The 25,726-nt window shown below is 57.8% G+C and carries 26 protein-coding genes; 11 read left to right on the forward strand and 15 right to left on the reverse strand.

The genetic code is table 11. The features are described 5' to 3' along the window. The first annotated feature begins 50 nt into the window (after nucleotides 1–50). Complete coding sequence (locus tag CHB79_RS03460) at nucleotides 51–866, forward strand: UDP-2,3-diacylglucosamine diphosphatase (protein ID WP_010483235.1); 816 nt, start codon at nucleotides 51–53, stop codon at nucleotides 864–866. Further along, nucleotides 863–1,882 (forward strand): glycosyltransferase family 4 protein, encoded by a 1,020-nt coding sequence (locus tag CHB79_RS03465; RefSeq protein ID WP_010483237.1) that lies wholly within the window; start codon nucleotides 863–865, stop codon nucleotides 1,880–1,882. Before CHB79_RS03460 ends, CHB79_RS03465 begins: the two co-directional genes overlap by 4 nt. Nucleotides 1,883–1,941: 59 nt before the next feature. On the opposite strand, the gene CHB79_RS03470 is transcribed toward CHB79_RS03465, so the two are convergent. The 3 genes from CHB79_RS03470 to CHB79_RS03480 all read right to left on the reverse strand — a co-directional run bounded on the left by CHB79_RS03470 (nucleotide 1,942) and on the right by CHB79_RS03480 (nucleotide 4,397). Further along, nucleotides 1,942–3,282, reverse strand: a complete 1,341-nt coding sequence (locus CHB79_RS03470) for an adenylate/guanylate cyclase domain-containing protein (protein WP_010483239.1) — start codon at nucleotides 3,280–3,282, stop codon at nucleotides 1,942–1,944. 211 nt (nucleotides 3,283–3,493) lie between these two features. Then, entirely contained in the window at nucleotides 3,494–4,066 is a 573-nt protein-coding gene (locus CHB79_RS03475) for an HD domain-containing protein (RefSeq protein WP_010483241.1), read from the reverse strand. Nucleotides 4,067–4,079: 13 nt separating this feature from the next. Next, nucleotides 4,080–4,397, reverse strand: a complete 318-nt coding sequence (locus CHB79_RS03480; RefSeq protein ID WP_010483242.1) for an Mpo1-like protein — start codon at nucleotides 4,395–4,397, stop codon at nucleotides 4,080–4,082. A gap of 310 nt (nucleotides 4,398–4,707) precedes the next feature. Between CHB79_RS03480 and CHB79_RS03485 the strand changes: the two genes are divergently transcribed. Next, complete coding sequence (locus CHB79_RS03485) at nucleotides 4,708–5,709, forward strand: AraC family transcriptional regulator (RefSeq protein ID WP_089358894.1); 1,002 nt, start codon at nucleotides 4,708–4,710, stop codon at nucleotides 5,707–5,709. A 112-nt stretch (nucleotides 5,710–5,821) separates the two neighbouring features. On the opposite strand, the gene CHB79_RS03490 is transcribed toward CHB79_RS03485, so the two are convergent. Both CHB79_RS03490 and CHB79_RS03495 read right to left on the reverse strand, forming a co-directional pair. Then, nucleotides 5,822–7,282 (reverse strand): TrkH family potassium uptake protein, encoded by a 1,461-nt coding sequence (locus CHB79_RS03490; protein ID WP_010483246.1) that lies wholly within the window; start codon nucleotides 7,280–7,282, stop codon nucleotides 5,822–5,824. Nucleotides 7,283–7,368: 86 nt separating this feature from the next. Next, entirely contained in the window at nucleotides 7,369–8,823 is a 1,455-nt protein-coding gene (locus CHB79_RS03495; RefSeq protein ID WP_010483249.1) for a TrkH family potassium uptake protein, read from the reverse strand. A gap of 307 nt (nucleotides 8,824–9,130) precedes the next feature. Here CHB79_RS03495 and CHB79_RS03505 point away from each other — a divergent pair, with 307 nt between their 5' ends. Both CHB79_RS03505 and CHB79_RS03510 read left to right on the forward strand, forming a co-directional pair. Continuing rightward, entirely contained in the window at nucleotides 9,131–9,502 is a 372-nt protein-coding gene (locus CHB79_RS03505) for a YkgJ family cysteine cluster protein (RefSeq protein ID WP_010483250.1), read from the forward strand. A gap of 170 nt (nucleotides 9,503–9,672) precedes the next feature. Continuing rightward, the gene (locus CHB79_RS03510) at nucleotides 9,673–10,233 is read left to right on the forward strand and encodes a nitroreductase family protein (RefSeq protein WP_089358896.1); all 561 of its coding nucleotides are present in this window, start codon (nucleotides 9,673–9,675) and stop codon (nucleotides 10,231–10,233) included. 24 nt (nucleotides 10,234–10,257) lie between these two features. Here CHB79_RS03510 and CHB79_RS03515 read toward each other — a convergent pair whose 3' ends face one another. The 5 genes from CHB79_RS03515 to CHB79_RS03535 form a co-directional block, all read right to left on the reverse strand. Next, a complete protein-coding gene (locus CHB79_RS03515) occupies nucleotides 10,258–11,583 on the reverse strand; it encodes a HAMP domain-containing sensor histidine kinase (RefSeq protein ID WP_089358897.1) in 1,326 nt (441 codons plus the stop codon). Nucleotides 11,584–11,835: 252 nt separating this feature from the next. Beyond that, nucleotides 11,836–12,225, reverse strand: coding sequence for a Spy/CpxP family protein refolding chaperone (locus tag CHB79_RS03520; RefSeq protein ID WP_089358898.1), 390 nt, complete (start codon nucleotides 12,223–12,225; stop codon nucleotides 11,836–11,838). Nucleotides 12,226–12,349: 124 nt separating this feature from the next. Next, complete coding sequence (locus CHB79_RS03525) at nucleotides 12,350–13,033, reverse strand: response regulator transcription factor (RefSeq protein WP_089359193.1); 684 nt, start codon at nucleotides 13,031–13,033, stop codon at nucleotides 12,350–12,352. Between the two features lie 5 nt (nucleotides 13,034–13,038). Continuing rightward, nucleotides 13,039–13,431, reverse strand: a complete 393-nt coding sequence (locus CHB79_RS03530; RefSeq protein WP_089358899.1) for an SH3 domain-containing protein — start codon at nucleotides 13,429–13,431, stop codon at nucleotides 13,039–13,041. A 47-nt stretch (nucleotides 13,432–13,478) separates the two neighbouring features. Further along, complete coding sequence (locus CHB79_RS03535) at nucleotides 13,479–13,778, reverse strand: YciI family protein (protein ID WP_010483258.1); 300 nt, start codon at nucleotides 13,776–13,778, stop codon at nucleotides 13,479–13,481. A 417-nt stretch (nucleotides 13,779–14,195) separates the two neighbouring features. Here CHB79_RS03535 and CHB79_RS03540 point away from each other — a divergent pair, with 417 nt between their 5' ends. The 6 genes from CHB79_RS03540 (at nucleotide 14,196) to rluB (ending at nucleotide 20,643) form a co-directional block, all read left to right on the forward strand. Beyond that, nucleotides 14,196–15,071 carry a PHP domain-containing protein gene (locus tag CHB79_RS03540; protein WP_010483259.1) on the forward strand — a complete coding sequence of 292 codons (876 nt, stop codon included), beginning with the start codon at nucleotides 14,196–14,198 and terminating at the stop codon, nucleotides 15,069–15,071. Between the two features lies 1 nt (nucleotide 15,072). Next, a complete protein-coding gene (locus CHB79_RS03545) occupies nucleotides 15,073–15,699 on the forward strand; it encodes an L-threonylcarbamoyladenylate synthase (RefSeq protein WP_089358900.1) in 627 nt (208 codons plus the stop codon). 110 nt (nucleotides 15,700–15,809) lie between these two features. After that, nucleotides 15,810–17,024: a tryptophan--tRNA ligase gene (locus tag CHB79_RS03550; RefSeq protein ID WP_089358901.1), complete on the forward strand. Its 1,215-nt coding sequence runs from the start codon at nucleotides 15,810–15,812 to the stop codon at nucleotides 17,022–17,024. Between the two features lie 127 nt (nucleotides 17,025–17,151). After that, on the forward strand, nucleotides 17,152–17,868 hold the full coding sequence (locus tag CHB79_RS03555; RefSeq protein ID WP_176443136.1) for a segregation and condensation protein A: 717 nt from the start codon (nucleotides 17,152–17,154) through the stop codon (nucleotides 17,866–17,868). Continuing rightward, nucleotides 17,855–18,844, forward strand: a complete 990-nt coding sequence (scpB, locus tag CHB79_RS03560; protein ID WP_089358902.1) for an SMC-Scp complex subunit ScpB — start codon at nucleotides 17,855–17,857, stop codon at nucleotides 18,842–18,844. The genes CHB79_RS03555 and scpB overlap by 14 nt, the downstream gene beginning before the upstream one ends. Before the next feature lie 635 nt (nucleotides 18,845–19,479). After that, on the forward strand, nucleotides 19,480–20,643 hold the full coding sequence (gene rluB / locus CHB79_RS03565; RefSeq protein WP_089358903.1) for a 23S rRNA pseudouridine(2605) synthase RluB: 1,164 nt from the start codon (nucleotides 19,480–19,482) through the stop codon (nucleotides 20,641–20,643). A gap of 78 nt (nucleotides 20,644–20,721) precedes the next feature. On the opposite strand, the gene CHB79_RS03570 is transcribed toward rluB, so the two are convergent. The 5 genes from CHB79_RS03570 to CHB79_RS03590 all read right to left on the reverse strand — a co-directional run bounded on the left by CHB79_RS03570 (nucleotide 20,722) and on the right by CHB79_RS03590 (nucleotide 25,574). Further along, nucleotides 20,722–21,648: a GGDEF domain-containing protein gene (locus CHB79_RS03570; protein ID WP_010483268.1), complete on the reverse strand. Its 927-nt coding sequence runs from the start codon at nucleotides 21,646–21,648 to the stop codon at nucleotides 20,722–20,724. A 215-nt stretch (nucleotides 21,649–21,863) separates the two neighbouring features. Then, nucleotides 21,864–22,604: a YciK family oxidoreductase gene (locus CHB79_RS03575; protein WP_089358904.1), complete on the reverse strand. Its 741-nt coding sequence runs from the start codon at nucleotides 22,602–22,604 to the stop codon at nucleotides 21,864–21,866. Between the two features lie 97 nt (nucleotides 22,605–22,701). After that, entirely contained in the window at nucleotides 22,702–23,373 is a 672-nt protein-coding gene (gene mupP, locus CHB79_RS03580; protein ID WP_010483272.1) for an N-acetylmuramic acid 6-phosphate phosphatase MupP, read from the reverse strand. Beyond that, nucleotides 23,373–24,071 carry a bifunctional 2-polyprenyl-6-hydroxyphenol methylase/3-demethylubiquinol 3-O-methyltransferase UbiG gene (gene ubiG, locus CHB79_RS03585; RefSeq protein WP_089358905.1) on the reverse strand — a complete coding sequence of 233 codons (699 nt, stop codon included), beginning with the start codon at nucleotides 24,069–24,071 and terminating at the stop codon, nucleotides 23,373–23,375. Before ubiG ends, mupP begins: the two co-directional genes overlap by 1 nt. Nucleotides 24,072–24,251: 180 nt before the next feature. Next, the gene (locus CHB79_RS03590; protein WP_089358906.1) at nucleotides 24,252–25,574 is read right to left on the reverse strand and encodes a TRZ/ATZ family hydrolase; all 1,323 of its coding nucleotides are present in this window, start codon (nucleotides 25,572–25,574) and stop codon (nucleotides 24,252–24,254) included. Between the last annotated feature and the right edge of the window lie 152 nt (nucleotides 25,575–25,726).

Here is a 25,726-nt window from a genome sequence, read left to right on the forward strand (position 1 = left end):
GTTCACCGGTCTCACGCAAGCTCAGTAAAACTCTGCCTGAGGATGCCCGGATGACGAGTGCACAGTTGATCAAGCCAAGCCGCAAGCAACGTGTCAGGACGCTATGGATCTCGGATGTCCATCTGGGAACCCGTGATTGCCAGGCGGAGCACTTGTCTGCCTTTCTCAAGCGCTACCAGGCCGATAAGGTGTATCTGGTTGGCGATATCATCGACGGCTGGAAGCTGCGCAGCGGCGTCTACTGGCCGCAGGCCCATAGCAACGTTATCCGGCGCTTGTTGACCATGAGCAAGCGCGGTACCGAAGTGGTCTATGTCACCGGCAACCATGACGAGTTTCTACGCCGCTACTCCAAGCTGATCCTGGGCAATATCCACCTGGTCGACGAGGCCGAGCACCTCACCGCCGACGGTCGCCGATTGCTGGTGATTCACGGTGACCAGTTTGACGTTATCACGCGTTATCACCGCTGGCTGGCATTTCTGGGGGACTCAGCCTATGAGTTCACCCTGACCCTGAACCGTTGGCTGAATCACTGGCGTCGCCGTTACGGTTACGGCTACTGGTCGCTGTCTGCCTATCTCAAGCACAAGGTCAAAAGCGCGGTTAACTTCATCAGTGATTTCGAGCAGGCCATCACCCATGAATGCGCCAAGCGTGGCTTCGACGGTGTGGTTTGCGGGCATATCCACCACGCTGAAATCCGCCCCATGGGTGATGTGGAATACATGAACTGCGGTGATTGGGTCGAGTCCTGTACCGCGCTGATCGAGCACATTGACGGGCATATCGAGCTCTACCGCCTGGCTGATGATCAAGCGCGGCAGGCGCAACAACTCGCTGCGGCTGCAGAGCCTGTCGCGTGAGGGTGCTTATCGTCAGTGATGCCTGGACGCCGCAGGTCAATGGCGTGGTCACCAGCCTGCAGGCCTTGATGAGCGAGTTGCGGGGCATGGGGCATGAGGTAAAACTGCTGTCACCGACTGACTTTCGCTCCATACCTTGCCCGACCTATCCGGAAATCTCGTTGGCTTGGGATCTTTGGCGAGTGGGACCTGCAATCAGGGCTTTTCAGCCCGATTGCATACACCTGGCCACGGAAGGGCCTCTGGGCTGGGCGGCGCGGCGTTGGCTGGACAAGCGTAACCTGGCTTTCTCAAGTGCCATCCATACCCGTTACCCGGAATACCTGAGCACACGCTGCCCCTGGATTCCCCTGAGCTGGGGCTATGCCTACCTGCGTCGCTTTCATCGCTCCAGCCAGGCGGTTCTGGTGACAACCGAGCACCTGCGCAGCGAGTTTTCCAACTGGGGGATACAGCGCCTTAAACTCTGGCGCAAAGGGGTCGATCCCAGGCTGTTCAAGCCGCTTGAACCCCGGGAGGTCGGTGCCGATCCGGTTTTTCTCTATGTTGGACGACTCGCCCCGGAAAAGAACCTTGAGGCTTTTTTAAGCCTGGATTTACCCGGTATCAAGCGAGTGGTGGGGGATGGGCCCCAGCGCCAGGCATTGCAGCACCAGTATCCGCAGGTTGAATTTACGGGTTATCGGCATGCTGAAGAGTTGGCCAGGGAATACCAACAGGCAAGCGTGCTGGTATTCCCATCGCTGACCGACACCTATGGCCTGGTCATGCTTGAAGCGCTGGCCTGCGGCACGCCCGTTGCCGCATTTGCCGTGCGCGGGCCGCTTGATGTGCTGCAACAGGGCATCACCGGCTTTATGCATGAAGACCTCGGCCATGCGTGCTTGCAGGCGCTCAAGTTAAGCCGAGCATGCTGTGCCGCTGAGTCGGCCAGTCAATCATGGCAGGTCTGCGCACAAGAGTTCCTGGCAGAACAACCGTGGCTTGATGCCGAGTTGCAGCAGCAGTTGGCCTGACTGCTGGCGATACGTACCGCCAATAACAAAGCCGCCAATGGGCGGCTTTGTTGGCGGGGCTACATGATGACCTTGTCGCGTAGCTCTTTGGCGGCCTGTTGCAACGCCTGGATCACCCGCTCCTTGTCGAAGTTCTGAATGCCATTGGTATCCAGGTACATTGAGAAGCCAGGCAGTTCATGCTCGACATAGCTCGAGGTTGCGCCGAGGTCGCGACGGAAATCCACAACCTGGTAAATCTGCACCGGGCGGGTGAAGCCCTTGACGGTGATCTGGCCTTTGTCACGGCACATGATGACGTCTTTGACCAAGGAGTAGGTTTCGTGCGAGATCAGGATTTCGCCTGATTCGGCAGCACTTTCCAGGCGGCTGGCCAGGTTTACGTCGCGGCCAATTATGGTGTAGTCCATGCGCGTATCGGCCCCGAAGTTACCCACGGTGCAGTAGCCGGTATTGAGACCCATACGAATCTCAAGGGGTTTGGTGATGCCCTGGGCCCGCCATTGTTGGCGCAGCACCTTCATGTGCTTGCGCATGGCAATGGCCATTGAAACGGCTGCCACGGCATCCTTTTTTGCGCCTTTGCTGGCGGGGTCACCAAAGAACACCATGACGCTATCGCCAATGAACTTGTCAATGGTGCCGCCATACTTGAGGCAGATCTTCGACATTTCATTGAGGTAGGTGTTGAGCAGGTCGGTCAGTGCCTCTGCCTCAAGTTCCTCCGATAGCTCGGTGAAACCTTTGATATCGGAGAAAAATACCGTGAGTTTCTTGCGCTGGGTTTCCAGGCGCACCGACTTTTTGCCGCTGAATATGGATTCCCAGACTTGCGGAGACAGGTATTTGGCAAGGTTGCGGGCCAGGCGCGCGGCTTTTTCCTGTTCGCGCCTGATATCGCTTCGCACCTGGGCCAGATGCAAGCCTTGCTGGTGGACAAAGTACGCGGTAATAGTGATGTGGAAGGTGGTGAACAAAATGCACACCAGTGACACTGCTGTCGGGGTTTGGCCTATGAATTTCGGGCCGATCAGGGCCGAGCAGGCCAAGGTGCTGATCAGCGTGGTCACAAGCACCAGGGTCATATTGGCCAGGCCGCCGACAACCAGGGAGCTGAACAGCAGGGTCAGCAGGCTCATCAGGCTCAGGACCGGGGAGAAGTTCAGCAGGGCGGCCAGGCAACCACAGTGAATCGCGTCGACAATCATCAAGCCTTGGGTGGCTTTTTCAGGGTACTGGCGCTTGTAGTATTGGCCAATCTGATGCGCCAAATGCGGATAAAGCAGGGCGTATGGAACAATCCAGAGAATACTGTAGGAAAAATACTGGACGTAGGTACCCGCAGCAATACTGGCTGCAATAGAGATGTAGGCTAGGACGCGCGAATAGTATTCACGCATCACCGGCCCCGGTAGTACGCTGGGTAGGGTAGCGGTGCGGACAGTCATGGTACGGCAATTATCCCTGATAAAGGAACGCCTCTAGTTGGGCGTTAATTGGCCTGGAACTAACCGGCTCCGGCCAAACAGGGATCATAACCAAGCGCAGCTTACCCGCCAAGCTGCAATGACGAATGCATCATTTTGGCGGATTACCGGTTGTCAAAGCGCTTTATTTTGCATCACGGTAGATTGAGTTTTTGGGCTGGGCAAAGACGCGCCTCAGCATAGGTTCAAAAAACTCCAGCGGCAGGGATTCATACTCGGGATCAAAGGCCGAGGCGTCATACTTGGCGCAAAAGTCGATAGTCGCCTGGTACTGCGGGTGGTCTTTGAACTGCTCGCGCAAGTGGCGATCCATGCCCAGGTGGTGAAAGAAATAGTAGCCCTGGAAGATCGCGTGCTTTTCGACCATCCAATGGTTTTCTGCGCTGACAAAAGGCTTGAGCATGGCCGCAGCAATGTCGGCATGGTTGTAGCTGCCCAGGGTGTCGCCAATATCATGCAGCAGGGCGCAGACCACGTACTCCTCGTCGCGACCATCTTTGTGCGCGCGGGTTGCGGTTTGCAGTGAATGGGTCAGGCGATCAACCGGGAAGCCGCCAAAGTCACCGTCCAACAGCTTGAGGTGGGTGAGAATGCGATCAGGTAGCTGATCGGCAAAGGCACGAAAGTCCTTGGCGATAATGGCCCAGTCGTCCTGTGTGCCGTTTTCCATATGGGTAAAGCGTGCATGCATATTCATTACTGAGCCCCTACTAAAATTTAATGCGACCCGTGCAGGCATCCTTGAGCATCACCCAGTCCCCCATCAGTGAGTACAGGGGATACTTGAAGGTCGCCGGGCGATTTTTTTCAAAGATAAAGTGCCCCACCCAGGCAAATCCGTAGCCGGCAAGGGGGATTGCCAGCAACCAAAGCCATTGCTGGCTGAGCAAGCTGTAGGCCAGTATCAGCAACACCAGGGTGCTGCCAGCATAATGCAGGCGCCGGCAGGTAGGGTTGCTGTGCTCTTGCAGGTAGTAAGGGTAGAAATCGGCAAAGGAGTGAAAGCGGTCAGTCGTTTGGGCAGTCATGGCGTGCCTCCTGTTGTTCTTTTAGTCAGGCTCACTAATGCTTACAGTCTAGGCGCTGGACAACGATCAACCAGTGACATTAAGTGCCACATTAGTATCCTTGCCCGCCATTGCAGTCGGTTACGCTTAGGGAACCTCTGAAAAAGGTAGCGAGCGACGAGAGTACAAGGCAAAAAAGTGCGAAAAAGCGGAGTCTAGTTGGCCTAAACGAGCATTTTGAGCAGTTTTTTAACGCAGTAATATCGAGCGCAGTAGTTTTTCAGAGGTTCCTTAGCGGTTATATGTCGAACTTTTAGAATAAGAATCCACAATGAGTGAGCGCACAACATCTTCCAATTGGGCTTTAGGCATCGTTCAGGCGTTAGAGATGGGCGGTGTAGACTGTCGCTCGATCTTTCCCGAGCTTGGCCTCGACTACGCATTGCTCGAGGATCCGGATGCGCGGTTTCCGCAAGACGGCATGACTCGGCTCTGGACCCGTGCCGTCGAGCTCTCGGGAAATCCCGCCATTGGCCTGAACATGGCCAAGGTGGTGCGTCCCGCCTCGTTTCATGTGGTTGGCTATGCGCTGATGTCGAGCAGTTCGCTCAAGGAAGGCCTGGCGCGGCTGGTGCGTTATCAACGGATTATTGCCGAGGGCGCGGACCTGAGCTTCAGGCCAACCCCCGATGGCTATGAACTGGTGCTGGCGATCCATGGTGATCGCCTGCCGCCGGCACGTCAGAGCGCGGAGGCGTCCCTGGCCTATGCATTGGCTTTTTGCCGGTGGATGACCGGCAAGTTGATTCGTCCGCGCAGAATTCTTCTGCAAGGTGAGCCGCCGGCGGATATCGAACCCTTCCAGCAGGTGTTTCAAGCGCCGCTGGAGTTCAATGCCAGTCATTACGGATTACTGTTCGAGCGTGCCGACATGGAAATGCCCTTGCCCACGGCCAATCCGTCGCTGGCGCAATTACATGATCGTTTTGCCGGCGAATTTCTGGCGAGGTTCTCGGAAAGTCGGGTCACTCACCAGGCGCGCCAGGTGATTTGTCGATTGCTGCCCCAGGGCGAGCCGAAGCGTGAAGTTGTCGCGCAAACATTGCACATGTCGCAGCGCACCCTGCAGCGGCGTTTGCAGGAAGAGGGCACCAGTTTCCAGCAGTTGCTCGACGACACCCGCTGCGAGCTGGCGCAACAGTATCTTGCGCAGCCAAACCTGACCCTGCTGGAGGTGTCCTATCTGCTGGGCTTTGCCGATCCGAGTAATTTCTTCCGCGCGTTCCGTCGCTGGTTCGAGCTAACGCCCAGTGAATATCGGGCACGAATCTAGCCCGGCCATTGGTCGCCTGAGAACATGAGGTCATGTCGGGTTTTCGGTGATAAATGCCGCTTTTATGCCCTCAATCGGCGCAGATGCCGAGTGCTTCCAGTTGTTCTGCCGTTTAATGTCGCCAGAACAAAGGCATCAGTACCACCATCACCGTGAGGATTTCCAGGCGGCCGAGCAGCATGCCGCAGGTCAGTATCCATTTGGCGGCATCCGGCAGGCTGGAAAAGTTACCCGCCGGCCCGATGATCGGCCCCATTCCCGGACCAACCCCGGAGACAGTACTGGCAGCGCCGCTAAGCGAGGTGATCCAGTCCAGCCCGCACAGGCTCAAGCCCAGGGCCATGACCGCGATGGTGGTGGTGAAGAAGAACGAGAAGGTCAGGATCGAGCGGACGATGTCCTCGTCCAGGCGGTGTTGGTTGTATTGCTGCTTGATCACCGCCCGGGGGTGGACCAGTTGCTTGAGGTTGGCCTTGAGCAGGATATAGGCCACCTGGAAGCGGAAGATCTTCAAGCCGCCTGCGGTTGAGCCTGAGCAGCCACCAATAAAGCCCAGGTAGAAAAACAGCATGCCGGCAAAGCCGCCCCAAAGGGTGTAGTCGCCCAAGGCGAAGCCGGTCGTGGAGATAATCGAGGTGGTGTTGACCGCAACGTGGCGCACCGCTTCCAGCCAATGCAGGTCAGTGGTCAGCGCATACCAGGTGCCGAGGATAAGCCAGGTGCTGAGCAAGATCCCCAGGAAGCCACGAACCTGCTGGTCGTAATACAGCGCCCGGAAGTTGCCACGCAGCGTCGCGACATAGAGCACGAATGGCAGGCTGCCGAGAATCATCAGCAACACGGTTACCCAATGCACCGCAGGTTGCTGCCAATGGCCAATGGAGCTGTCCGAGGTTGAGAAGCCGCCCGTGGCAATTGCAGACATGGTGTGGTTGATCGCATCAAACCAGCCCATTCCCGCCAGCCACAGTGCCACGACGCCGAAAATGCTCAGGCCAACATAGGCGGCCACCATATATTTGGCGACCATGTGCGAGCGCGGCATGATCTTGTCGGAGCGGTCCGACGACTCGGTCTGGAACAGGCGCATGCCACCGATACGCAGCATCGGCAAAATGGCAACGGCCATGGCGATAAAGCCGACGCCGCCGAGCCAGTGCAGCAGGGAGCGCCAGATCAGGATGCCCGGCGACATGTTGTCCAGGCCGCTGAGCACGGTCGCGCCTGTTGCAGTAATACCGGACATGCTTTCAAACAAGGCGTCGGTGACGCCCATGTGCTGGCTGAAAATAAATGGCAGTGTGGCGAACAGGCAAACCAGCACCCAACTCGAAACCGTCAGCATGTACATGTCGCGAGGGCGTAATTGCGAGGCCTGCTGGCGGCTACGGCCCTGGGCAATCAGGATCAAGCCGCTGACAAAGGTGATCAGACTCGACCAAAGGAATGAGTTGATTTCGTGAGGTCGCTCGAACACGAGCAGGGTAATGACCGGCACCAGCATGCTCACCGACAGGGTCACGAGAAACACGCCGTTGATGAAGGCGAGAATGCGCAGTGTCGATTTAGACATCCAGTTCAACCCCCGCGCGCAATATGGTTTCCATTATGGAACCGACTTCCCTGTGGTTCTTTTCCTGGCATTCTAGTCTGCTGATATCAGTGACGCCAAAACGAGCGAGTGACCAAGACCAGCACCGTCAGGATTTCCAGTCGGCCGAGCAGCATGCCCAGGGTCAACAACCATTTGGCTGCATCAGGCAGGCTGGCGAAGTTGCCCGCCGGGCCAATGATCGGCCCCAGGCCAGGGCCAACGTTACATACGGCCGTTGCCGCACCAGTCAGGGCGGTGATCCAGTCGAGGCCCAAGAGCGCCAGGCCCAGGGCAATGACGCCGATGGTGATGGTGAAGAAGAACGAGAAGGTAATCAGCGAGCGAACAATGTCTTCGTCGAGGTTGTGGTTGTTGTACTGCTGCTTGATCACTGCCCGGGGATGAACCAGTTGCTGCAGGTTGGCGCGCAGCAGGACATAGGCCACCTGGAACCGGAATATCTTCAGGCCGCCAGCGGTTGAACCCGAGCATCCGCCGATAAAGGTCAGGTAGAAGAACAGCATTACCGCGAAACTGCCCCAAAGGGTGTAGTCGCCCAGGGCGAAACCTGTGGTGGTAACCACTGAAGTGACGTTGACCGCCACGATACGCACAGCGTCCATCCAGCTGTAGTCCGAGTTGATCCACAACCAGGTACCGAAGACCAGCCAGGTCAAGACCAGGAAACCCAGGAAACCGTGGACCTGATGGTCGCGAACCAGTGCGCGCCGATTGCCTCGTGCACTGGCAACGTAAAGGGTGAAGGGCAGGCTGCCGGAAATCATCATGACAACCGCAACCCAGTGCACCGCAGGTTGATCCCAGTGGGCGAGCGATGAGTCCGAAGTTGAATAGCCGCCAGTGGAGATCGAGGTCATGGCATGGTTGATCGCCTCGAATGGCGTCATGCCCGCCAGCCAATAGCTGACAAAGCCAAGCAAGGTCAAACCCAGGTAGACAATCAGAATGTACTTGGCAGCCATGTGCGAGCGCGGCATTACTTTCTCGCCCCAGTCCGAGGATTCGGTCTGGAACAGGCGCATGCCACCGACCCGCAGCAGCGGCAGAATCGCGACCGCCATACCGATAAAGCCAATGCCACCAAGCCACTGCAGCATCGAGCGCCAGATAAGCAGGCCCGGAGAGGCGCTGTCGAGACCACTGAGCACGGTAGAGCCGGTGGTGGTGATGCCCGACATGGTTTCAAAATATGCATCTGTGTAGCTGATATGGTGGATTTGCACCATTGGCAATGCCGCAAATATGCACACCACCAACCAACTGGCAGTGGTCAGCAGGTACATGTCGCGTGGGCGCAGCTGGGCGTTTTCCGGGCGTCCCGGGATGACCAGCGCCATACCGGCACCGGCGGTGATCAGGCTTGACCAGAGGAATGGGTCGAGGTCTTCGGTACGTCCGTATACCAGTAGCGTCAGCAGCGGAATCATCATGCTGAGCGCCAGTGTCAATAAAAAGATACCGAGGATGAAGCCAATAATTCGCAGTGTCGCCAAGGCCATAAAGGGGGCTCAAGTGGAGGACAGATGGAAAGTCGCAAAGGGCGCCATTCTACTCGCGAGAAGAAAGCTGTACACCAACAATCAGGGAACCACTGAAAAAGGTAGCGAGCGACGGGAGTACAAGGCGAAAAGCTGCGAAATGGCGCAGTTTAGTTGTTCTAAATGAGCATTTTGAGCAGCTTTTCAACGCAGTAATACCTAGCGCAGTAGTTTTTCAGAGTTTCCTTAACTTTGCTTTACAACGCCTTCCGTAAGCATAGAATAGCCGCCAGGTGCCGGCCCTTGCCGGTTTCTGAGTCCTATAATCATGTCTGAAACTAATCCGTGTTTAACGTGTGGCGCCTGCTGCGCGTATTTTCGTGTGTCTTTCTTTTGGGGCGAGTGCCAGTCTGCTGGCGGTACGGTGCCGGATGATCAAGTTGTATTGATTACCCCGCAACGTGTTGCAATGCGTGGTACTGAACATAAACCAGCACGCTGCAATGCACTGCTGGGGAATGTCGGAGAAGGGGTGCGTTGTACATTATATGAACAACGTTCCAGCCCGTGCCGTGAGTTTGAAGCCTCCTGGGCCAACGGTGAACACAATGCTCGTTGTGACGATGCGCGCAAGGCCTACGGCCTACCGCCGCTGACACCACCCTTGCAGCCGAGCGTGTCACCGAACCGGGTCGCCTGAGGCAATCCAGGGCACGAAATAAAATGCGCCCAGTGGCTTGCCACTGGGCGCATTTTTCATTGGGCAGGGCCAAGCGAATGCATCTAGGGCTGAACGCTTCGAGCAGGTTTTTCCCACAGGCTATCTCGCAGGCTCTAGAATTTAGCTTCATGTTCTGCGAGAGGTGATCGATGGACGCGCTAGACGCACTTATAAACCGAGTTTCTGTACCGCGCTTGAGCGAGCCCGCTCCTGATGCGGCGCAGCGTGAGGTGTTGTTTCGTGCTGCACTGCGAGCCCCGGATCACGGGCAACTGAGACCTTGGCGATTCCTGACGGTCGAAGGTGATGCGCGCAAGCAGCTTGGGGAGTTGTTTGCCCAGGCGTTATCGGCTTCAGGCTCGCAGCCCAGCGTTGAAGCACTGAACAAGGCCCATGCGATGCCTTTGCGGGCTCCATTGATGGTGGTGGTGATTGCCAGCATCAAGGCATCGCCGAAAATACCGGAACAAGAGCAAGTAATAGCCGCATCCTGCGCCGCACACAGCATTTTGCTGGCGGCACATGCCCAGGGTATCGGTGCCGTCTGGCGTACCGGTGATATGGCGACCAATGCCCATGTGGCTAATGGCCTGGGGTTGTCGGAAAACGAGCAGGTCGTGGCTTATCTGTATCTGGGGACGCCTGAGCGGGAGTTGCGCACGCCGCCGACACTCAATATCGATGACTTTGTCAGCGCCTGGCCAGGCTAGATCATCAAGGCTGGCCGGGAAATATCAGGATTTTGCGTTCGGCTGGGTTGCAATGACCAGGCTGGCGCAAAAACCGTCCTCGTGATTCTCCAGGATCAACTTGCCACCATGGCGCTCTGCTGCGCGGCGTGCGATGGCTAGCCCCAGGCCGTGGCCAGGTGCTGTCTGCCCGGGAGCACGGAAAAATGGCTCGCCCAGTTGACCCAGGTGTTTGTCATCGACGCCAGGGCCGTGGTCGCGTACGCGGATCAGCACCGCGCCATCTTTAGCCTGTGCGCTGACTTCGATCGGCTGGCCAGGAGGGTTGAAGCGCAGGGCGTTGCGCAGCAGGTTGTCCAGCGCGCGCTCTAGCATGTTGGGCCAACCTTGTAGCTCAAGACCTGGGGCTATGTTGATTGCGACCCGTTGTTCCGGGGCGCTGATATGCACATATTCAACCAGTTTTTGCACAATCCCCTCCAGCCTGATCGGTTGAACTGCGCCTGGATTGGCATCGAGGCGCGCCAGTTCGAGAATCTCGCTGATCAATGCTTCCAGGCGATCACATTCCTTGGTCAGTCTCGGCCACAGTTTTTCACGTTCTTCGGGGCTGGCACGTTCGGCCAGCGCCAAGGCAATGCGCAGGCGAGCCAGGGGGGAGCGCAGTTCATGGGATACGTCGCGCAATAGCTGGCGCTGGCTGCCAATAAGGCCTTGCAGGCGGGCACCCATGCGATTGAAGTCGCTTGCCAGTACGCCCAGCTCATCGCGGCGTTTGGCCAGGTGCGCCAGGCTATTTTGCTGGTAACTGGTTTGGCCGAGGTCGTGCACCGCGCCACGCAACCGGTTCAGTGGCCGGGTGATCGACAGGGTCAGGAGCAGGCTTAGTGCCGTTAATACCACCAGGGCAATGGCCAGTGCGCTGATCGGCCAGAGCAGGCTGTCGCGGTGCCAGGCGTTGAGTACCGGATAGGGAATGCGATAGATAAACAGGTAGGTTTTGTCGGTGCTGGGGCTTACGTATTCGGTGGTCAAGCGTCGCCAAGGCAGGCGCTTGTTCTTTTGCCGCGACTCAAAGGCTGCGGCGCGTGCCGGGAATGTACCGGGGACCAACTGTTGGCCGTTTTCACCCAGTACCTGTACGTCTACCTGATATTGATCCTTGTGTTGCCTGAGAAAGGCTTGTGCGGGGCCTTTGCCGGCACTTTCGTAGCGTTCGGTCCAGGTTTCGGCAATCCCCTGCAGGGCCGGGGTGTTATTGAGTATCCAACTGTCCTGGTTCAGGGCGCGGCCGAGGAGCATGGACAAGCCTGCAACCAGGGCGATGGCCAGCCAGAAACTCGCAAAGATTCGCCAGAACAATGACCGCACGAATAACTCCTTGTTGCAGTTAAGGACACTTCGAAAAGCTACTTCGCTTGATATCAGGGCGTTAAGAACTGTTCAAAATGCTCATTTACAGCACCTAAAGTCGAGCCCGATCCCGGTCGCTTTTTCACAGTTTTTGCCTCGTTCTATCTTCGCTCGCTATGTTTTTCAGAAGCCCTCAAGCCCGGCAACATGAAATTGCCGGGCTTGACAGTAGATTAGTTAGCCTCGCAAGCGAGGCTGTGGTCTGGCTATTTATTCGGCTTTGGCTTTGTGCTTTTCAGCACGACGCTCTTCCATCTTCTTTACATGCTCATCAAACTTCTTTTGCTGCTCGGGCGTCAGCAAGCTGCGGATGGCGGCCTGTTGCTTGTCGAAAGATGCCTTAAGCTCAGCCTTCATGGCTTGTTGCTCTTTTTCGGGCAGTTTTTCCAGATAGCGCTTGGTGATTTCGTGGCGGGTTTTCATCTGTTCGCCCATCAGCTTGCGCATGTCCTGGCGCTGTTCCTTGCTCAGGTCCAGGTCCTTGAACATGGCACCGCGATGACCTGGGCCTTTGCCGTCATGGTGACCGCCATCTGTTGCAGCCATGGCCAGTGTTGGCAGAGTCAGGGCGAGTAATACTGCAGTGAGAGTCTTGCGCATGATGTATCTCCTAATCTCAAGGCCGGTTCGTTACCGGATGAGCTCAGTTTATGCAGGTCTTGGTCAAGCGCGGTCAGCGAACGGTAAAGCCAAGGTAAAGATCGCAAACCAACCCGCAAGGGCTCTACAGGCTGTAGTAGTAGCCACGGCTGCGCAGGGCCATGATGCGTGGCCTGCCGTCTGGGTGGGGGCCGATCTTCTTGCGCAGGTTGCTGACGTGCATGTCAAGGCTGCGGTCGTACAGTGTGAGCTTGCGGCCCAGTGCCAGTTGCGCCAGCTCCTGTTTATCGACCGGCTCGCCCGGCGTATTGAGCAATGCCTCGAGCACCCGGCTTTCGGAAAGGGTGAGCAATACCTCGGTTTCACCAATGTTGACGATGCCACGGGCAGGGCTGTGTTGCAGGTCGCCTAATGACTGTTGCTGCGGTGTGGTCGAGGCTGGAGTGCTGCTGCGGCGCAATACGGCGCGCAAACGGGCCGTCAATTCACGGGGATCACAGGGCTTGGCCAGGTAATCATCGGCGCCCAGTTCAAGCCCGAGGATCCGGTCAAGGGGCTCGCCTCGCGCGGAGAGCATCAGTACCGGCAACTCGGCATGCTCGCTGCGTAATTGCTTGAGCAGCTCCAGGCCGCTGCCGTCGGGCAGCATCACGTCTAGTACCACGGCATCGGGCGCCGAGTGGCCCAGGGCTTCGCGAGCCTGCTGGCCATTATGGCAGGCTGTCACTTCGAAGCCTTCCTGGGTCAGCCAGTGGCTCAGCAGCTCACAAAGTTCGATGTCATCGTCAATGAGTAAAAGTGCGCTCATGTTGATCAGTTGGTCCATTCACGGCGTTTACGGCGACTGCCGCGCAACAACGCGCCAATCAGTACGCCCAGTAGTCCTGCGCCAGCGCCCACCGCAAACCATTGCTGGCGCTCATTGATTAGCGGAGGCGGGGTTTGGGCCTGGGCGGTTTTGAGTTGCAGCTTGAGCCGCTGGTTTTCCTGGCGCAGGCGTTGCAGTTGAATGCTCTCGCGCTCGGCGCTCTGCTCTTGTAGTTGCTCACTGAGTTGTACGCGTTGGTCTTCGCTCAAGGCCAGGCGTTGTTCCAGTGCATCAATCCGGGCTTGGGTTGCTTCGGTTTCTTCTGGGGTTGGCTCGGCATGCAGGGCAGGCGCGAGCAAACATAGAGCAAGTGACAAGGTGAGCGTAGTAGGGCGCATTAGAGCTCCTTAGTCCTACTGTTGATTGGCTCGAGCAGGTGTGGTGTTTAAGGCAGGACTCGCTTGAAAGGCTTGACTACAACCGAGCTGTACACGCCAGCTGCCTTGTATGGATCGGCGCTGGCCCATTCTTGCGCGGCTGTCAGCGAGTCAAACTCAGCTACGATTAAACTACCGGAAAAACCAGCAGTGCCTGGGTCGTTGCTATCGATGGCCGGGTGCGGGCCAGCGAGAACAAGACGACCTTCAGCTTTAAGCTGTTCAAGACGCGCAAGGTGCTCCGGGCGCGAAGCCATACGGTTTTCCAGGGAGTTTTCTACATCAGTGGCGATAATGGCGTAGAGCATCTTGATCCTCATTCAATAATGGTGGGCGCGGTGGCCTAAGCTTAAGTTACACAGTTGCAGGAAGCATGCTGTGGGAATCATAACCTTTGCGTCTATGAAACAGTTGTGGAACCTCTGAAAAAGCTAACGAGCGACGGCAGTGCAGGAGGTAACGACCAACTGGATTAACAGCCAAGTACTGGGTTAAGGGCAAGCGCCAGCGAATAAAAGTGCGAAAACAACTGGAGGCACGCTCAACTTTAGTTGGTCTGAATAAACACTTGATTCGCGTTGCTCACCCCTTGGGGTCGTAGCAATGGCACCCCAGTAACACCTGGTGCACTAGTCTTTCATAGGTTTCCTGAGTGCGACTTAATCCAGCAAGAATCTCCATCTGTCTGCATAATATCAACCCTAGATTATTGAGATAGTGCCCATATGGATGTCGATTTACATTGTCATAGCACTGCATCCGACGGCGCGCTGGCACCGGCAGTGGTCGTGGCGCGGGCACATGAGCGTGGGGTCAAGCTGCTCGCATTGACCGATCACGACACGATTGAGGGGCTTGATGAGGCCCGTGCCGCCGCCAATGAACATGGTATGCAACTGGTCAATGGTATTGAGCTGTCCTGCATGTGGGGTGGTGCGACCATTCATGTGTTGGGCTATGCCTTTGCCAGCGATGCGCCTGCATTGAACAAGGCCATTGCCGATTTGCATCAGGGTCGCTGGCTACGTGCTGCGGAAATTGACCAGCGCCTCGCCGCCAAGGGCATGCCCGGCGCGCTTGAGGGTGCACGTGCGATTCAGCAAGAGCTGGGCGATAGCGGCAATGCACCCGCGCGGCCGCATTTCGCCGAATTCATGGTCCGCGCAGGCTTTGTGAAAGATCGCGCCGAAGCTTTTCGCAAATGGCTTGGCTCCGGCAAGTTGGGCGATGTGAAGCAGCACTGGCCAACGCTTGACGAGGCCGTCGCGACCTTACGACAGGCCGATGCATTGATTAGTCTGGCGCACCCGTGGCAGTACGACTTTACTCGTAGTAAGCGACGCCGTTTGGTTGCCGCATTTTCAGAAGCAGGTGGGCATGCACTTGAGGTCTGTAATGGCATGCAGCCACCTGAGCAAGTTGGCGGCTTGGCCATATTGGCCCGTGAGTTTGAGTTGCTGGTCAGTGCCGGCAGTGACTTTCATGCACCGGGCAACTGGTCGGAACTGGGAATGTATCGCCCCGTGCCAGAAGACCTATTGCCACTATGGACGCGCTTTGAGCATGTTCAACAATCAGCAGTCATACGAGCAGGGAGCTAATGTGAGTCAATTCTTCCAGGTCCACCCGGAGAACCCACAGTCGCGCCTGATAAAACAGGCTGCGGAAATCATCCGAAGCGGTGGCGTGGCTGTCTATCCGACCGACTCATCCTATGCCATTGGTTGCCGCCTGGGGGACAAGAACGCCCTGGAGCGAATTCGTCGCTTGCGTCAGCTCGATGACAAGCACAATTTCACCCTGGTCTGCCGGGACCTGTCCCAACTGAGTACCTTCGCCAAGGTCGACACCGGGGCTTTTCGTCTGCTCAAGACCCATACGCCGGGGCCCTATACCTTTATCCTCAATGCCACGCGTGAGGTGCCGCGTATCATGCTGCACGCCAAGCGCCGGACTGTTGGCCTGCGGGTGCCGAGCCACCCGATTGCCCAGGCCTTGCTTGAGGAGCTGGGCGAGCCGATCATGAGTGTGAGCCTGATCATGCCGGGTGAGACGCTGCCAATGAGCGATCCCTATGAAATGCGCTCGCTGCTTGAGCATCATGTGGAGTTGATCATCGATGGCGGCTTCGGTGGCCTGGAAGCCTCTACAGTAATCAATCTGTCTGAAGCAGAGCCCGAGATCGTGCGTGTCGGCTGTGGCGATCCGCAACCCTTCGAGAATCCTTGAAGCATTGATTGGACTGTGATGCAGGCTGAAGAACCCGTGGTTCGCCAGGCTGTCGTTATGCGCTGTGACTTGGTAATGTCTGTGCAATTGCTTTTAGCGGGAAACCCGGTTTGAACCTTGTAGACTCTGAGCGGCGCGTACTTTCAGGCATGCGTCCAAGCGGCCAGATGCATATTGGCCATTATCACGGCGTATTAAAAAACTGGGTCAAGCTGCAGCATAGCTATGACTGCTTTTTTTGCATCGTCGACTGGCACGCGCTGACCACCGATTATGAAGATGTCAGCCTGCTGTCCAAGCATGTGCAGGACATGGCGATCGACTGGCTGGCCTGCGGCTTGAGCCCAAGCTCGGCAACCCTGTTTATCCAGTCGCAGGTGCCTGAGCATGCGGAGCTGCATGTGCTGTTGTCGATGCTTTGTCCGCTGAGCTGGCTGGAGCGGGTGCCTTCGTATAAAGAGTCGCAGGAACAACATCAGGGGCGTGACCTGGGGACCTATGGATTTCTCGGCTATCCCTTGTTGCAAGCCGCTGACATCCTGCTTTATCGCGCTGGAATAGTGCCGGTCGGTTCCGACCAGTTGGCGCATATCGAGTTTGTCCGCGATGTGGCCCGGCGCTTCAACCATCTTTATGGCCGCGAGCCTGGCTTCGAAGTCAAGGCCGAGGCTGCAATCCGCAAACTCGGCAAGAAAAACTCGAAGCTCTACAACAGCTTGCGCCAGGCCTACCAGGAACAAGGCGACAGCGAGGCGCTGGACACGGCCAGGGCGCTGCTCAAGGAACTGCAAAACATCACCCTGGGTGATAAGGAGCGCTTGCTGGGTTACCTCGAAGGCGGCGGCAAGCTGGTGCTGCCTGAACCCCAGGCCATGTTCAGTGAGTCACCACGCCTGACCGGGCTGGACGGCGGCAAGATGTCCAAGTCGCACAACAACGCGATCTACCTGCGCGACACCCAGGAACAGGTCGAAGAGAAGATCAAGCGCATGCCGACCGATCCGGCCCGTGTGCATCGCAATGACCCGGGTGAACCCGCACGCTGCCCGGTGTGGCCGCTGCACAAGCTGTATTCCAGCGAGACCACCTGTGATTGGGTGCAGCAGGGTTGCACCAGCGCGGGCATCGGTTGTGTGGAGTGCAAGCAGCCACTGATCGAGTCAGTGCAGCAGGACCTGCAGCCGATCCAGCTGCGCGCTGCTGAATATGAGGATAATCTCGACGTGGTGCGCGGCATTCTCGCCAGCGGCGCCGAGCGTGCTCGCGATGAAGCGCGCGATACCTTGGTCGAAGTGCGCCAGGCACTTGGCATGAATTACCGGTGAGCCTGTCATGAGCCAAGCCACGCCAGCGGCAGATCAGGCCAATGCCCAGCAAGAGCTGCAGTTTGCCAAGGTGTACGGCGAGGCGCTCACGGAGATGCCCCTGGACCTGTACATTCCGCCAGACGCCCTGGAAGTCTTTCTCGAGGCGTTTGAAGGCCCGCTGGACCTGCTTCTGTACCTGATCCGCAAGCAGAATATTGATGTGCTGGATATCCCCGTTGCCGAGATTACCCGCCAGTACATGGGGTATGTCGAACTGATGCACAGCGTGCGCCTGGAGCTGGCAGCCGAATACCTGGTGATGGCGGCCATGCTGGCCGAGATCAAGTCGCGCATGCTGCTGCCGCGCTCGGCCAATGCCGAAGAGGAAGAAGACGATCCGCGTGCCGAATTGATCCGCCGTCTCCAGGAGTATGAGCGCTACAAGGCGGCAGCCGAAGGCCTGGACGGCATTCCCAGGGTTGGCCGCGATCTCACGGTGCCACGCCTGGATGCGCCCCAAGCCAAAGCGCGCAAGTTGCTGCCAGACGTCAGCCTGGAGGAGTTGCTGGTGTCCATGGCTGAAGTACTGCGCCGTGCCGATATGTTCGAGAGCCACCAGATTACCCGCGAAACCCTCTCGACCCGCGAGCGCATGAGTGATGTGCTCGAACGGCTCAGGGGCGGTGAATTCGTTCCCTTTGTCGGGTTGTTTGTCGCCGAGGAAGGGCGCCTGGGGGTGGTGGTAACCTTTATGGCGGTGCTTGAGTTGATCAAGGAATCCCTGGCTGAGTTAGTGCAAAATGAGCCCTATGGTCCAATTCACGTCCGGGCGCGAGCTGAGCAAATAAATGAATTTGAATGAACCCAAAGACCTGGCCACCTTGCTTGAAGCCTTCTTGCTGGCTTCCGGCAAGCCGCAAACGCTTGAGCGCTTGTATGAACTGTTCGAGGAAGGCGAACGGCCGGAACCTGCGGTGTTCAAGAAAGCCATCGAAGTGTTGCGCAAGGCCTGTGACGGGCGAGCGGTGGAGCTGGTCGAGGTAGCGAGTGGCTATCGCCTGCAGGTGCGTGAAAAATTTGCTCCCTGGGTTGGTCGCTTGTGGGAAGAACGGCCTCAGCGCTATTCCCGGGCAATGCTCGAAACCCTGGCGCTGGTTGCCTACCGTCAACCAATTACGCGTGGTGAAATTGAAGATATTCGCGGTGTTGCAGTCAACAGCAACATTGTCAAAACCCTGCTTGAGCGTGAGTGGATCCGCGTGGTCGGTTACCGCGAGGTGCCTGGAAAACCGGCGATGCTGGCGACCACCAAGCAGTTCCTCGATCATTTCAACCTGAAAAGCCTTGATCAACTGCCGCCACTGGCTGACCTGCGTGAACTGGAGCCGAGCGCCGAGCCAGAACCTGAGTTTGTCGGCTATGCAGAAGGCGAGGCGCCGGTGCCAGCCAGCTTGCAGGCGCGGGCCGACTTGGCATTGGCCGGGGAAGAGGGCGATGACGATATGGCGCCTGTGGCCGAGAAAGTCCCGGAAGAAACCAGTTTCAGCAGCTTGCTGGCCGAGTTGGATGACATGGAGCAAGGGCTGAAAATAGATTTCGATGATCTAGAGCCGTCGCTTCATGATGATGAGCCGCCAGAGTCTTCCGAGCAGCCTGACATGCAAGCTGAAAATCAGGACTCACAAGCGCCAGCCCCGGCAATCGGCGCTGGCAGCATTGAGCCCGCCCGAACGGATCTGACGCCTTATGACCCGGTCCAGACTGCTCTGGATGAAGAGGCCGAAGCCGAGCGCGCCTTGCAGGCCGCTATCGCCGATGAGCTTAACGGCAACTATTAGTCGCTGGAGTCCTGGGATGCGGCTGACAATGGTGGAAGGGTAAGGCGTCTTCCCCCCTACGCTTCGAGGTTTCGTAGGGGGTGACAACGCGAAGCTTGTCCACCGCGCATCCGGGGGGCGCTGACAATGGTGGAAGGGTGAAGCGTCTTCCACCCTACGCTTCGAGGCCTCGTAGGGTGCGACAACGCGAAGCTTGTCCACCGCGCATCCGGGGGCGCTGACAATGGTGGAAGGGTAAGGCGTCTTCCCCCCTGCGCTTCGAGGCCTCGTAGGGTGCGACAACGCGAAGCTTGTCCACCGTGCATCTGGGTATGCGCTGACAATGGTGGAAGGGTAAGGCGTCTTCCACCCTACGCTTCGAGGTTTCGTAGGGTGCGACAACGCGAAGCTTGTCCACCGCGCATCCGGGGGCGCTGACAATGGTGGACGGGTAAAGCGTCTTCCACCTTACGCTTCGAGGTTTCGTAGGGTGTGACAACGCGAAGCTTGTCCACCATGGTTCAAATGCCAGGAGTTCCAGTCGGCAGAAATTCCAATAAGGTCTTTACGACTGGCTACTCTTTCAGCGGGCGCGTATGATGCGCGCCCTCGACGAGATGTCGTCGCATCACAGAGAAACACCGGGAGGTGCCCAGATGAGTGAAGAAATTGAACAAAACAGCCCTGCAGGCGAAAAACTGCAGAAGGTCCTGGCGCGCATGGGCCTGGCCTCGCGCCGCGAGATCGAAACCTGGATCGATGCCGGTCGCGTCAAGGTCAACGGCGTAGCCGCAAGCCTGGGTCAACGTGTCGACCTGCATGACGCGATTGCCCTCGACGGCAAGGTTATCAAGCGCGAAGAAGCGACTGAAAACCTGCGCCGCGTAATCATCTACAACAAGCCCGATGGCGAGATTTGCACCCGGGACGACCCTGAAGGTCGTCCGACCGTGTTCGACCGCCTGCCGCGTCCTAAAGAAGGTCGCTGGATCAATATCGGTCGTCTCGACATCAACACCACGGGCTTGTTGATGTTCACCACCGACGGTGAACTGGCCAACCGCCTGATGCATCCTTCCTACCAGATGGACCGTGAATACGCGGTGCGTGTGCGTGGCGAGGTCGATGAAGAGATGATCGAGCGCCTCAAGGCAGGTGTGATGCTCGAAGACGGCCCGGCCAAGTTCACCGACATCAAGGAAGCCCCCGGCGGCGAAGGCTTCAACCATTGGTATCACTGCGTGGTGATGGAAGGCCGCAACCGTGAAGTGCGCCGCTTGTGGGAATCCCAGGGCCTGGTGGTCAGCCGCTTGAAGCGTGTACGTTTCGGCCCGGTGTTCATGACCTCCGACCTGACCATGGGCCGGTGGCGTGAAATGAGCCAGCGCGAAGTCGATATTCTCAGCGAAGAAGTCGGCCTCAAGCCTGTTGCCTTGCCGGACATGAAAGAGAAGGCGCGCGACAAGCTGGATCGCCAGCAGCGTAAGTCGGCCAAGCCGGTCGGTCGCGGTGAGCGCTCGGCGCGCACCTTGCGTCCTGCCCATGGTGGCCCGGCTGAAGCCGATGGACGTTCAGGTCGCGGTTCGCGGGACCAGTCCCGTGGCGGTGCAGGCAAGTCGTCTGCGGTTGCCGAGCGTCCAAGTGACATGAACAAGCAGCGGACCTCCGGCAAGCCGCGCCCTGAGCGCGCGGGTTCCGAGTCGAGCGAGCGCGGTGGGCGCAAGCCAGCGGGTGCTCCGGCCAAGCGTCGTGGCGCACCAGCAGCAGACGGGCAGCGTCCTGGCTTTGGTCGCGGTCGCAAGCCTGGGCCAAAGGCATAAGCTCAAGCGCAAATAGAAAAGGGTCGCCTTGTGCGACCCTTTTTGCTTTCTATGGGTTCTCAATTGCGAGGGGCGGGATTATCCGGCCATGCTCAAGCGGTTGCGGCCATCGCGCTTGGAGATATAGAGCGCGTTGTCGGCACGGCGCAGCAGGCTTTCATCGGACTCGCCTGGCAACAGGCTGGCACCGCCAAGACTGATCGACAATGCAAGTGGCTGGCCTTGGTTGATGTATTGCAACTGCTCGACCGAATGCCGCAGGCGCTCGCCGACCATTGCCGATGCGTCACGCCCGGTTCCTGACAGCAATATCAGGAACTCTTCGCCGCCGTAGCGGAAAATCATATCAACATTGCGCAGTTGCGCCTTGATGGTGGTCGCCACGGCCTTTAGGACTTCATCGCCAACACCGTGCCCATGGTTGTCGTTGATCTGCTTGAAGTGGTCAAGGTCGAGCATCAGCAGCGACAAGGGCTGAAGATTGCGTCGCGCCATATCCACTTCACGATGCAGCATTTGCTCCATCGCAATACGGTTTCCGGTATTGGTCAGTGGGTCGCGTAATGCATTCTGGATGGCTGTGCGATACAGCAAGGCATTGCGCAGCGGATAGAGCAGGCTGCCAAGCAAAGCCTCCAACTGATGAAGTTCTTCTTCGCTAAAGCGCAGTTTGCGCCGGAATATCAACTCGCCGAGGTATTCGCCTTCGTGGCTCAGGCGGTAGCTGGCTGCATTGCCTGCAGCCTGGCCGAACTCCAGGTTCAGATCGCTGATATTGTGCTGGTAAGACAAGCCGTCCAGTGCAACCAGGCGCTGAACTTCGCTGAAAAACAGGTTCAGTGTGCGTTCTGCATCAAGGCTGGTTTGCAGTTGCAAATTCAGGTGCTGGCGCAGTTGGGCAAGGGTAAGGGGCTGCAGTGATTGCTTTCGCTTGCTCGAATAGCCGAGACGCTGCAGCTTGGCCGCATCGAAATCAATTGTGTTGCTGGAGTTTGGGGGGGCCATGAACGCTAAACCTCTGGCGCTAAAATGCGGCAATGGTCGGTTAGAGCGATTTTCGTGCCAGCCGTTTCATTTTCATGAAAAAAACTGTGAACTCAATCACTTATGGCGGTTGGGTGGCTAAAGCCAAAGGAGCGCCTGATGTTGATGACAAAAGACCGGCAAACCTTTGCCGGTCGGCTGCCAATAAACTGGCATTGTTTTGCCACTATCGAGCGTTACTGCGCGTCAAATGCCTGGCCGCTGACGCCAGTGCTGTCCGGGCCCATCAGGTACAGGTAGACCGGCATGATGTCGGCTGGTACTGGGTTGTTGTCCGGGTTTTCACCTGGATAGGCCTGGGCACGCATGTCGGTACGGGTTGCACCGGGGTTGATGCTGTTGGTACGGACCGGGGCAACATTCTCCAGTTCATCCGCCAGGGTTTGCATAAAACCTTCGGTGGCAAATTTCGATACGCCGTAGGCGCCCCAGTAGGCACGGCCCTTGCGGCCAACGCTGCTTGAGGTGAACACCACCGAGGCGTCGCTTGAAAGTTTGAGCAGGGGCAGCAAGGTGCTGGTCAGCATGAACATGGCGTTGACGTTGACCTGCATTACACGCATGAAGTTTTCGCCAGACAGCTGCTCGACCGGAGTGCGCGGGCCGATGATCGAAGCGTTGTGCAGCAGGCCGTCAATTTTGCCAAATTCGTTTTCAATCATTGCTGCCAGCTCATCGTACTGATGTGGCAGGGCGGTTTCGAGGTTGAATGGAATTACCGCGGCTTGCGGGTGGCCGGCTGCTTCGATTTCATCATAGACCTTGCTCAGGTTGCTTTCAGTCTTGCCCAGCAGTAATACCGTCGCGCCATGTGCGGCAAAGGTCTTGGCTGCTGCTGCGCCAATACCCCGGCCTGCACCGGTGACAAGGATAACGCGGTCTTTGAGAAGGTCGGGGCGGGCGGTGTAATCGAACATGACTCGGTCTCGCTTGCTTGGCGGCGTCGCGGCTGCGTCGTCGCCGGATTCAATGGTTACGCAAACCTGCGCGCCAAGGCGCAGGTCAGTCGGGTATTCAGCAACTGCACAGTGCGTTGTCCAGCACCGAGCGCAGCTGCAATGGATGATCGACCACTACGTCGGCACCCCAGTTGCGCGGGTTGTCCTGGGGATGAATATAGCCGTAGGTGACAGCGGCGGTCTTGGTCCCGGCGGCGCGGCCTGACTCGATATCACGCAGGTCGTCACCGACAAACAGCACAGAGGCTGGGTCCAGGCCCAGGGTTTTGCAGGCCAGGATCATCGGTTCCGGGTCGGGCTTGCTGTTTTTGACATGGTCCGGGCAGATAAGAATGGCCGAGCGCTTGGCCAGGCCCAGTTGCTGCATGATCGGTTCGGCAAAGCGCAGCGGCTTGTTGGTCACTACGCCCCAGATCAGCTTGGCGTGCTCAATGTCGTCGAGCAATTCATTGATGCCGTCGAAAGGTCGGGTCAGTACGGCGCAGTGGCGCTGGTAGCGATCGAGGAACTCCAGGCGCAGGGGCTCGAACCCTTCATCTTGCGGGTCCATGCCGAAGGTGACCGAAACCATGGCGCGGGCACCCCCGGAAACCTGGTCGCGGATCAGTTTCTCGGCAATGGGCTCAAGGCCGCGCTCGACGCGCATGGCCTGGCAGATCGCAATAAAGTCCGGGGCACTGTCGAGCAGGGTGCCATCCATGTCGAAAAGTACTGCACGCAGTCGCATCATTGCTCCTTGAGCGTCTGGATCATGTAGTTGACATCTACGTCCGCCGCCAGCTTGTAGTGCTTGGTCAGTGGGTTGTAGGTCAGGCCGATAATGTCCTTGACTTCCAGGCCCGCTGCGCGGCTCCAGCTGCCCAGCTCGGACGGACGGATGAATTTCTTGAAGTCGTGGGTGCCACGGGGCAACAGGCGCAGCAGGTATTCGGCGCCAATCACGGCAAACATGTAGGCCTTGGGATTGCGGTTGATGGTCGAGAAAAATACCTGGCCGCCCGGCTTTACCATTCGATGGCAGGCGCGAATGATCGACGCAGGATCAGGCACGTGCTCCAGCATTTCCAGGCAGGTCACGACATCGAATTGCTCGGGCATTTCTTCGGCAAGGGCTTCAGCGGTGATCTGCCGGTATTCAACCGAGACGCCTGATTCGAGCTGGTGCAACTGGGCAACGGCCAGTGGCGCTTCGCCCATGTCGATACCGGTAACGGTCGCGCCACGCTGGGCCATGGACTCGCTGAGGATGCCGCCGCCACAGCCAACGTCCAGAACTTTCTTGCCGGCCAGGCCGACGCGTTCGTCAATCCAGTTGACGCGCAGTGGATTGATCTCGTGCAGGGGCTTGAACTCGCTCTCACGGTCCCACCAGCGGTGGGCGAGGGCTTCAAACTTGGCGATTTCAGCTGGGTCGACGTTGCTCATTAGCTGTTCCTGGTTAAATCTGCAATTTGGTGGCCTGCATTATGGTGCCACTTCCAGGCCTGTTAGTGGTTGCTTGTCAGCAGGCCAGTGTATGTCAGTTTGTCGCAGCGACGGGCTTATTGGTGCAGCCGCTTTTCAATGCAGCGCGGGTTGTGCCTGGCGCTGGCTTTCAAGGGCTTGTCAGGCTTTTGCAGCAATTTTTTCGCCCCAGGCCCGGGTCTTGGCAACAATGTGCGCTTCATCCATGCGCGTTAGCTTGGCGTTCTCCAGCAACTGCTTGCCGCCAACCCAGACATGCTCAACGCAGTTGCGGCTGCTGGCGTAGATCAGTTGCGATACCGGGTCGTACACTGGCTGCTGGGCCAGCCCGGAGAGGTTGAAGGCGCATATATCCGCTGCCTTGCCGACCTCAAGCGAGCCGATCTCGGCTTCGAGGCCAAGGGCGCGTGCTCCATTGAGGGTTGCCATGCGCAGTGCCCTGTGTGCATCCAGGGCTGTGGCCGAGCCCGCGACTGCTTTGGCCAGTAGCGCGGCGGTGCGCGTTTCGCCCAGGAGATCAAGGTCGTTATTGCTTGCAGCGCCGTCGGTGCCAATGGCCACGTTGACGCCGGCATTCCAGAGTTTTTCGACTGGGCAGAAACCGCTCGCCAGCTTGAGGTTCGACTCCGGGCAATGGATGACGCTGGTGTTGCTGGCAACCAGCAATTCCAGGTCTTCGTCATTAACCTGGGTCATATGCACGGCCTGGAAGCGCGGCCCCAGCAGGCCAAGGCGTGCAAGGCGGGCCAGGGGGCGCTCACCATAAAGCTCCAGGCTTTGCTGGACTTCAAAGGCGGTTTCGTGGACATGCATGTGAATGCCTGCCTCGAGTTCCTCGGCCAGTACATTGATGTTGCTCAGCTTGTCATCGCTGACGGTGTAGGGCGCATGGGGGCCGAAAGCGATTTTGATCCGCGGGTGATGCTTGAGGTCGCTGAATAGCTCCAGGCCCTTGTGCAGGGCTTCGGCTGCGTCGCGGGCGCCGGGAATCGGAAAATCGAGTACCGGAATGGTGATATGTCCGCGAATGCCGCTGCTGTGTACCTGCTGGCTGGCAATTTCCGGGAAGAAATACATGTCCGAGAAGCAGGTAATGCCGCCTTTGAGCTGTTCGGCAATCGCCAGCTCTGTGCCGTCCTGGATAAAGGCTTCGCTGACCCACTTGGCTTCGGCAGGCCAGATATGCTGTTCCAGCCAGGTCATCAGCGGCATGTCATCTGCAAGCCCGCGAAACAGGGTCATTGCCGCGTGGCCGTGGGCGTTGACCAGGCCGGGAGTAATGACATGCTCCGGGAGCTCGCGAATCTGCAGGGCGCTATGTTTAAGAATGGTCTGGCGTGGGGCGATGATTACGATTTTGCCGTCGCGGATGCCCAGCCCGTGGTCACGCAGCACGACGCCAGCCGGTTCAACAGGCACCAGCCAGGTGGGGAGCAGGATGAGGTCGAGTGGGGAATCGGGCATTGATAAGGCGTCCGCAGGGCAATTGGCCTGCAATTCTATAGTGAACGGCTGAAAAAGGCAGTGCGTACAAGGCAAAAGGCTTATGTAAATAGCAAGGCGTCACAGCCAGGAGCGTCGCAGTAAATCGTGTAAATCTGGTCCTGATGAATGAT

Origin of the sequence: Pseudomonas segetis, assembly GCF_900188155.1 — a bacterium.
In the GTDB taxonomy this organism is placed as follows: Bacteria; Pseudomonadota; Gammaproteobacteria; order Pseudomonadales; family Pseudomonadaceae; genus Aquipseudomonas; species Aquipseudomonas segetis.

What these genes read in the sequence shown, in the direction of transcription:
- CHB79_RS03460 (WP_010483235.1), top strand. Translation starts at nt 51, where the DNA reads ATGACGAGTGCACAGTTGATCAAGCCAAGCCGCAAGCAACGTGTCAGG.
- CHB79_RS03470 (WP_010483239.1), bottom strand. Translation starts at nt 3,282, where the DNA reads ATGCGTGAATACTATTCGCGCGTCCTAGCCTACATCTCTATTGCAGCC.
- CHB79_RS03475 (WP_010483241.1), bottom strand. Translation starts at nt 4,066, where the DNA reads ATGAATATGCATGCACGCTTTACCCATATGGAAAACGGCACACAGGAC.
- CHB79_RS03480 (WP_010483242.1), bottom strand. Translation starts at nt 4,397, where the DNA reads ATGACTGCCCAAACGACTGACCGCTTTCACTCCTTTGCCGATTTCTAC.
- CHB79_RS03485 (WP_089358894.1), top strand. Translation starts at nt 4,708, where the DNA reads ATGAGTGAGCGCACAACATCTTCCAATTGGGCTTTAGGCATCGTTCAG.
- CHB79_RS03490 (WP_010483246.1), bottom strand. Translation starts at nt 7,282, where the DNA reads ATGTCTAAATCGACACTGCGCATTCTCGCCTTCATCAACGGCGTGTTT.
- CHB79_RS03495 (WP_010483249.1), bottom strand. Translation starts at nt 8,823, where the DNA reads ATGGCCTTGGCGACACTGCGAATTATTGGCTTCATCCTCGGTATCTTT.
- CHB79_RS03505 (WP_010483250.1), top strand. Translation starts at nt 9,131, where the DNA reads ATGTCTGAAACTAATCCGTGTTTAACGTGTGGCGCCTGCTGCGCGTAT.
- CHB79_RS03510 (WP_089358896.1), top strand. Translation starts at nt 9,673, where the DNA reads ATGGACGCGCTAGACGCACTTATAAACCGAGTTTCTGTACCGCGCTTG.
- CHB79_RS03520 (WP_089358898.1), bottom strand. Translation starts at nt 12,225, where the DNA reads ATGCGCAAGACTCTCACTGCAGTATTACTCGCCCTGACTCTGCCAACA.
- CHB79_RS03525 (WP_089359193.1), bottom strand. Translation starts at nt 13,033, where the DNA reads ATGAGCGCACTTTTACTCATTGACGATGACATCGAACTTTGTGAGCTG.
- CHB79_RS03530 (WP_089358899.1), bottom strand. Translation starts at nt 13,431, where the DNA reads ATGCGCCCTACTACGCTCACCTTGTCACTTGCTCTATGTTTGCTCGCG.
- CHB79_RS03535 (WP_010483258.1), bottom strand. Translation starts at nt 13,778, where the DNA reads ATGCTCTACGCCATTATCGCCACTGATGTAGAAAACTCCCTGGAAAAC.
- CHB79_RS03540 (WP_010483259.1), top strand. Translation starts at nt 14,196, where the DNA reads ATGGATGTCGATTTACATTGTCATAGCACTGCATCCGACGGCGCGCTG.
- scpB (WP_089358902.1), top strand. Translation starts at nt 17,855, where the DNA reads ATGAATTTGAATGAACCCAAAGACCTGGCCACCTTGCTTGAAGCCTTC.
- rluB (WP_089358903.1), top strand. Translation starts at nt 19,480, where the DNA reads ATGAGTGAAGAAATTGAACAAAACAGCCCTGCAGGCGAAAAACTGCAG.
- CHB79_RS03570 (WP_010483268.1), bottom strand. Translation starts at nt 21,648, where the DNA reads ATGGCCCCCCCAAACTCCAGCAACACAATTGATTTCGATGCGGCCAAG.
- CHB79_RS03575 (WP_089358904.1), bottom strand. Translation starts at nt 22,604, where the DNA reads ATGTTCGATTACACCGCCCGCCCCGACCTTCTCAAAGACCGCGTTATC.
- mupP (WP_010483272.1), bottom strand. Translation starts at nt 23,373, where the DNA reads ATGCGACTGCGTGCAGTACTTTTCGACATGGATGGCACCCTGCTCGAC.
- ubiG (WP_089358905.1), bottom strand. Translation starts at nt 24,071, where the DNA reads ATGAGCAACGTCGACCCAGCTGAAATCGCCAAGTTTGAAGCCCTCGCC.
- CHB79_RS03590 (WP_089358906.1), bottom strand. Translation starts at nt 25,574, where the DNA reads ATGCCCGATTCCCCACTCGACCTCATCCTGCTCCCCACCTGGCTGGTG.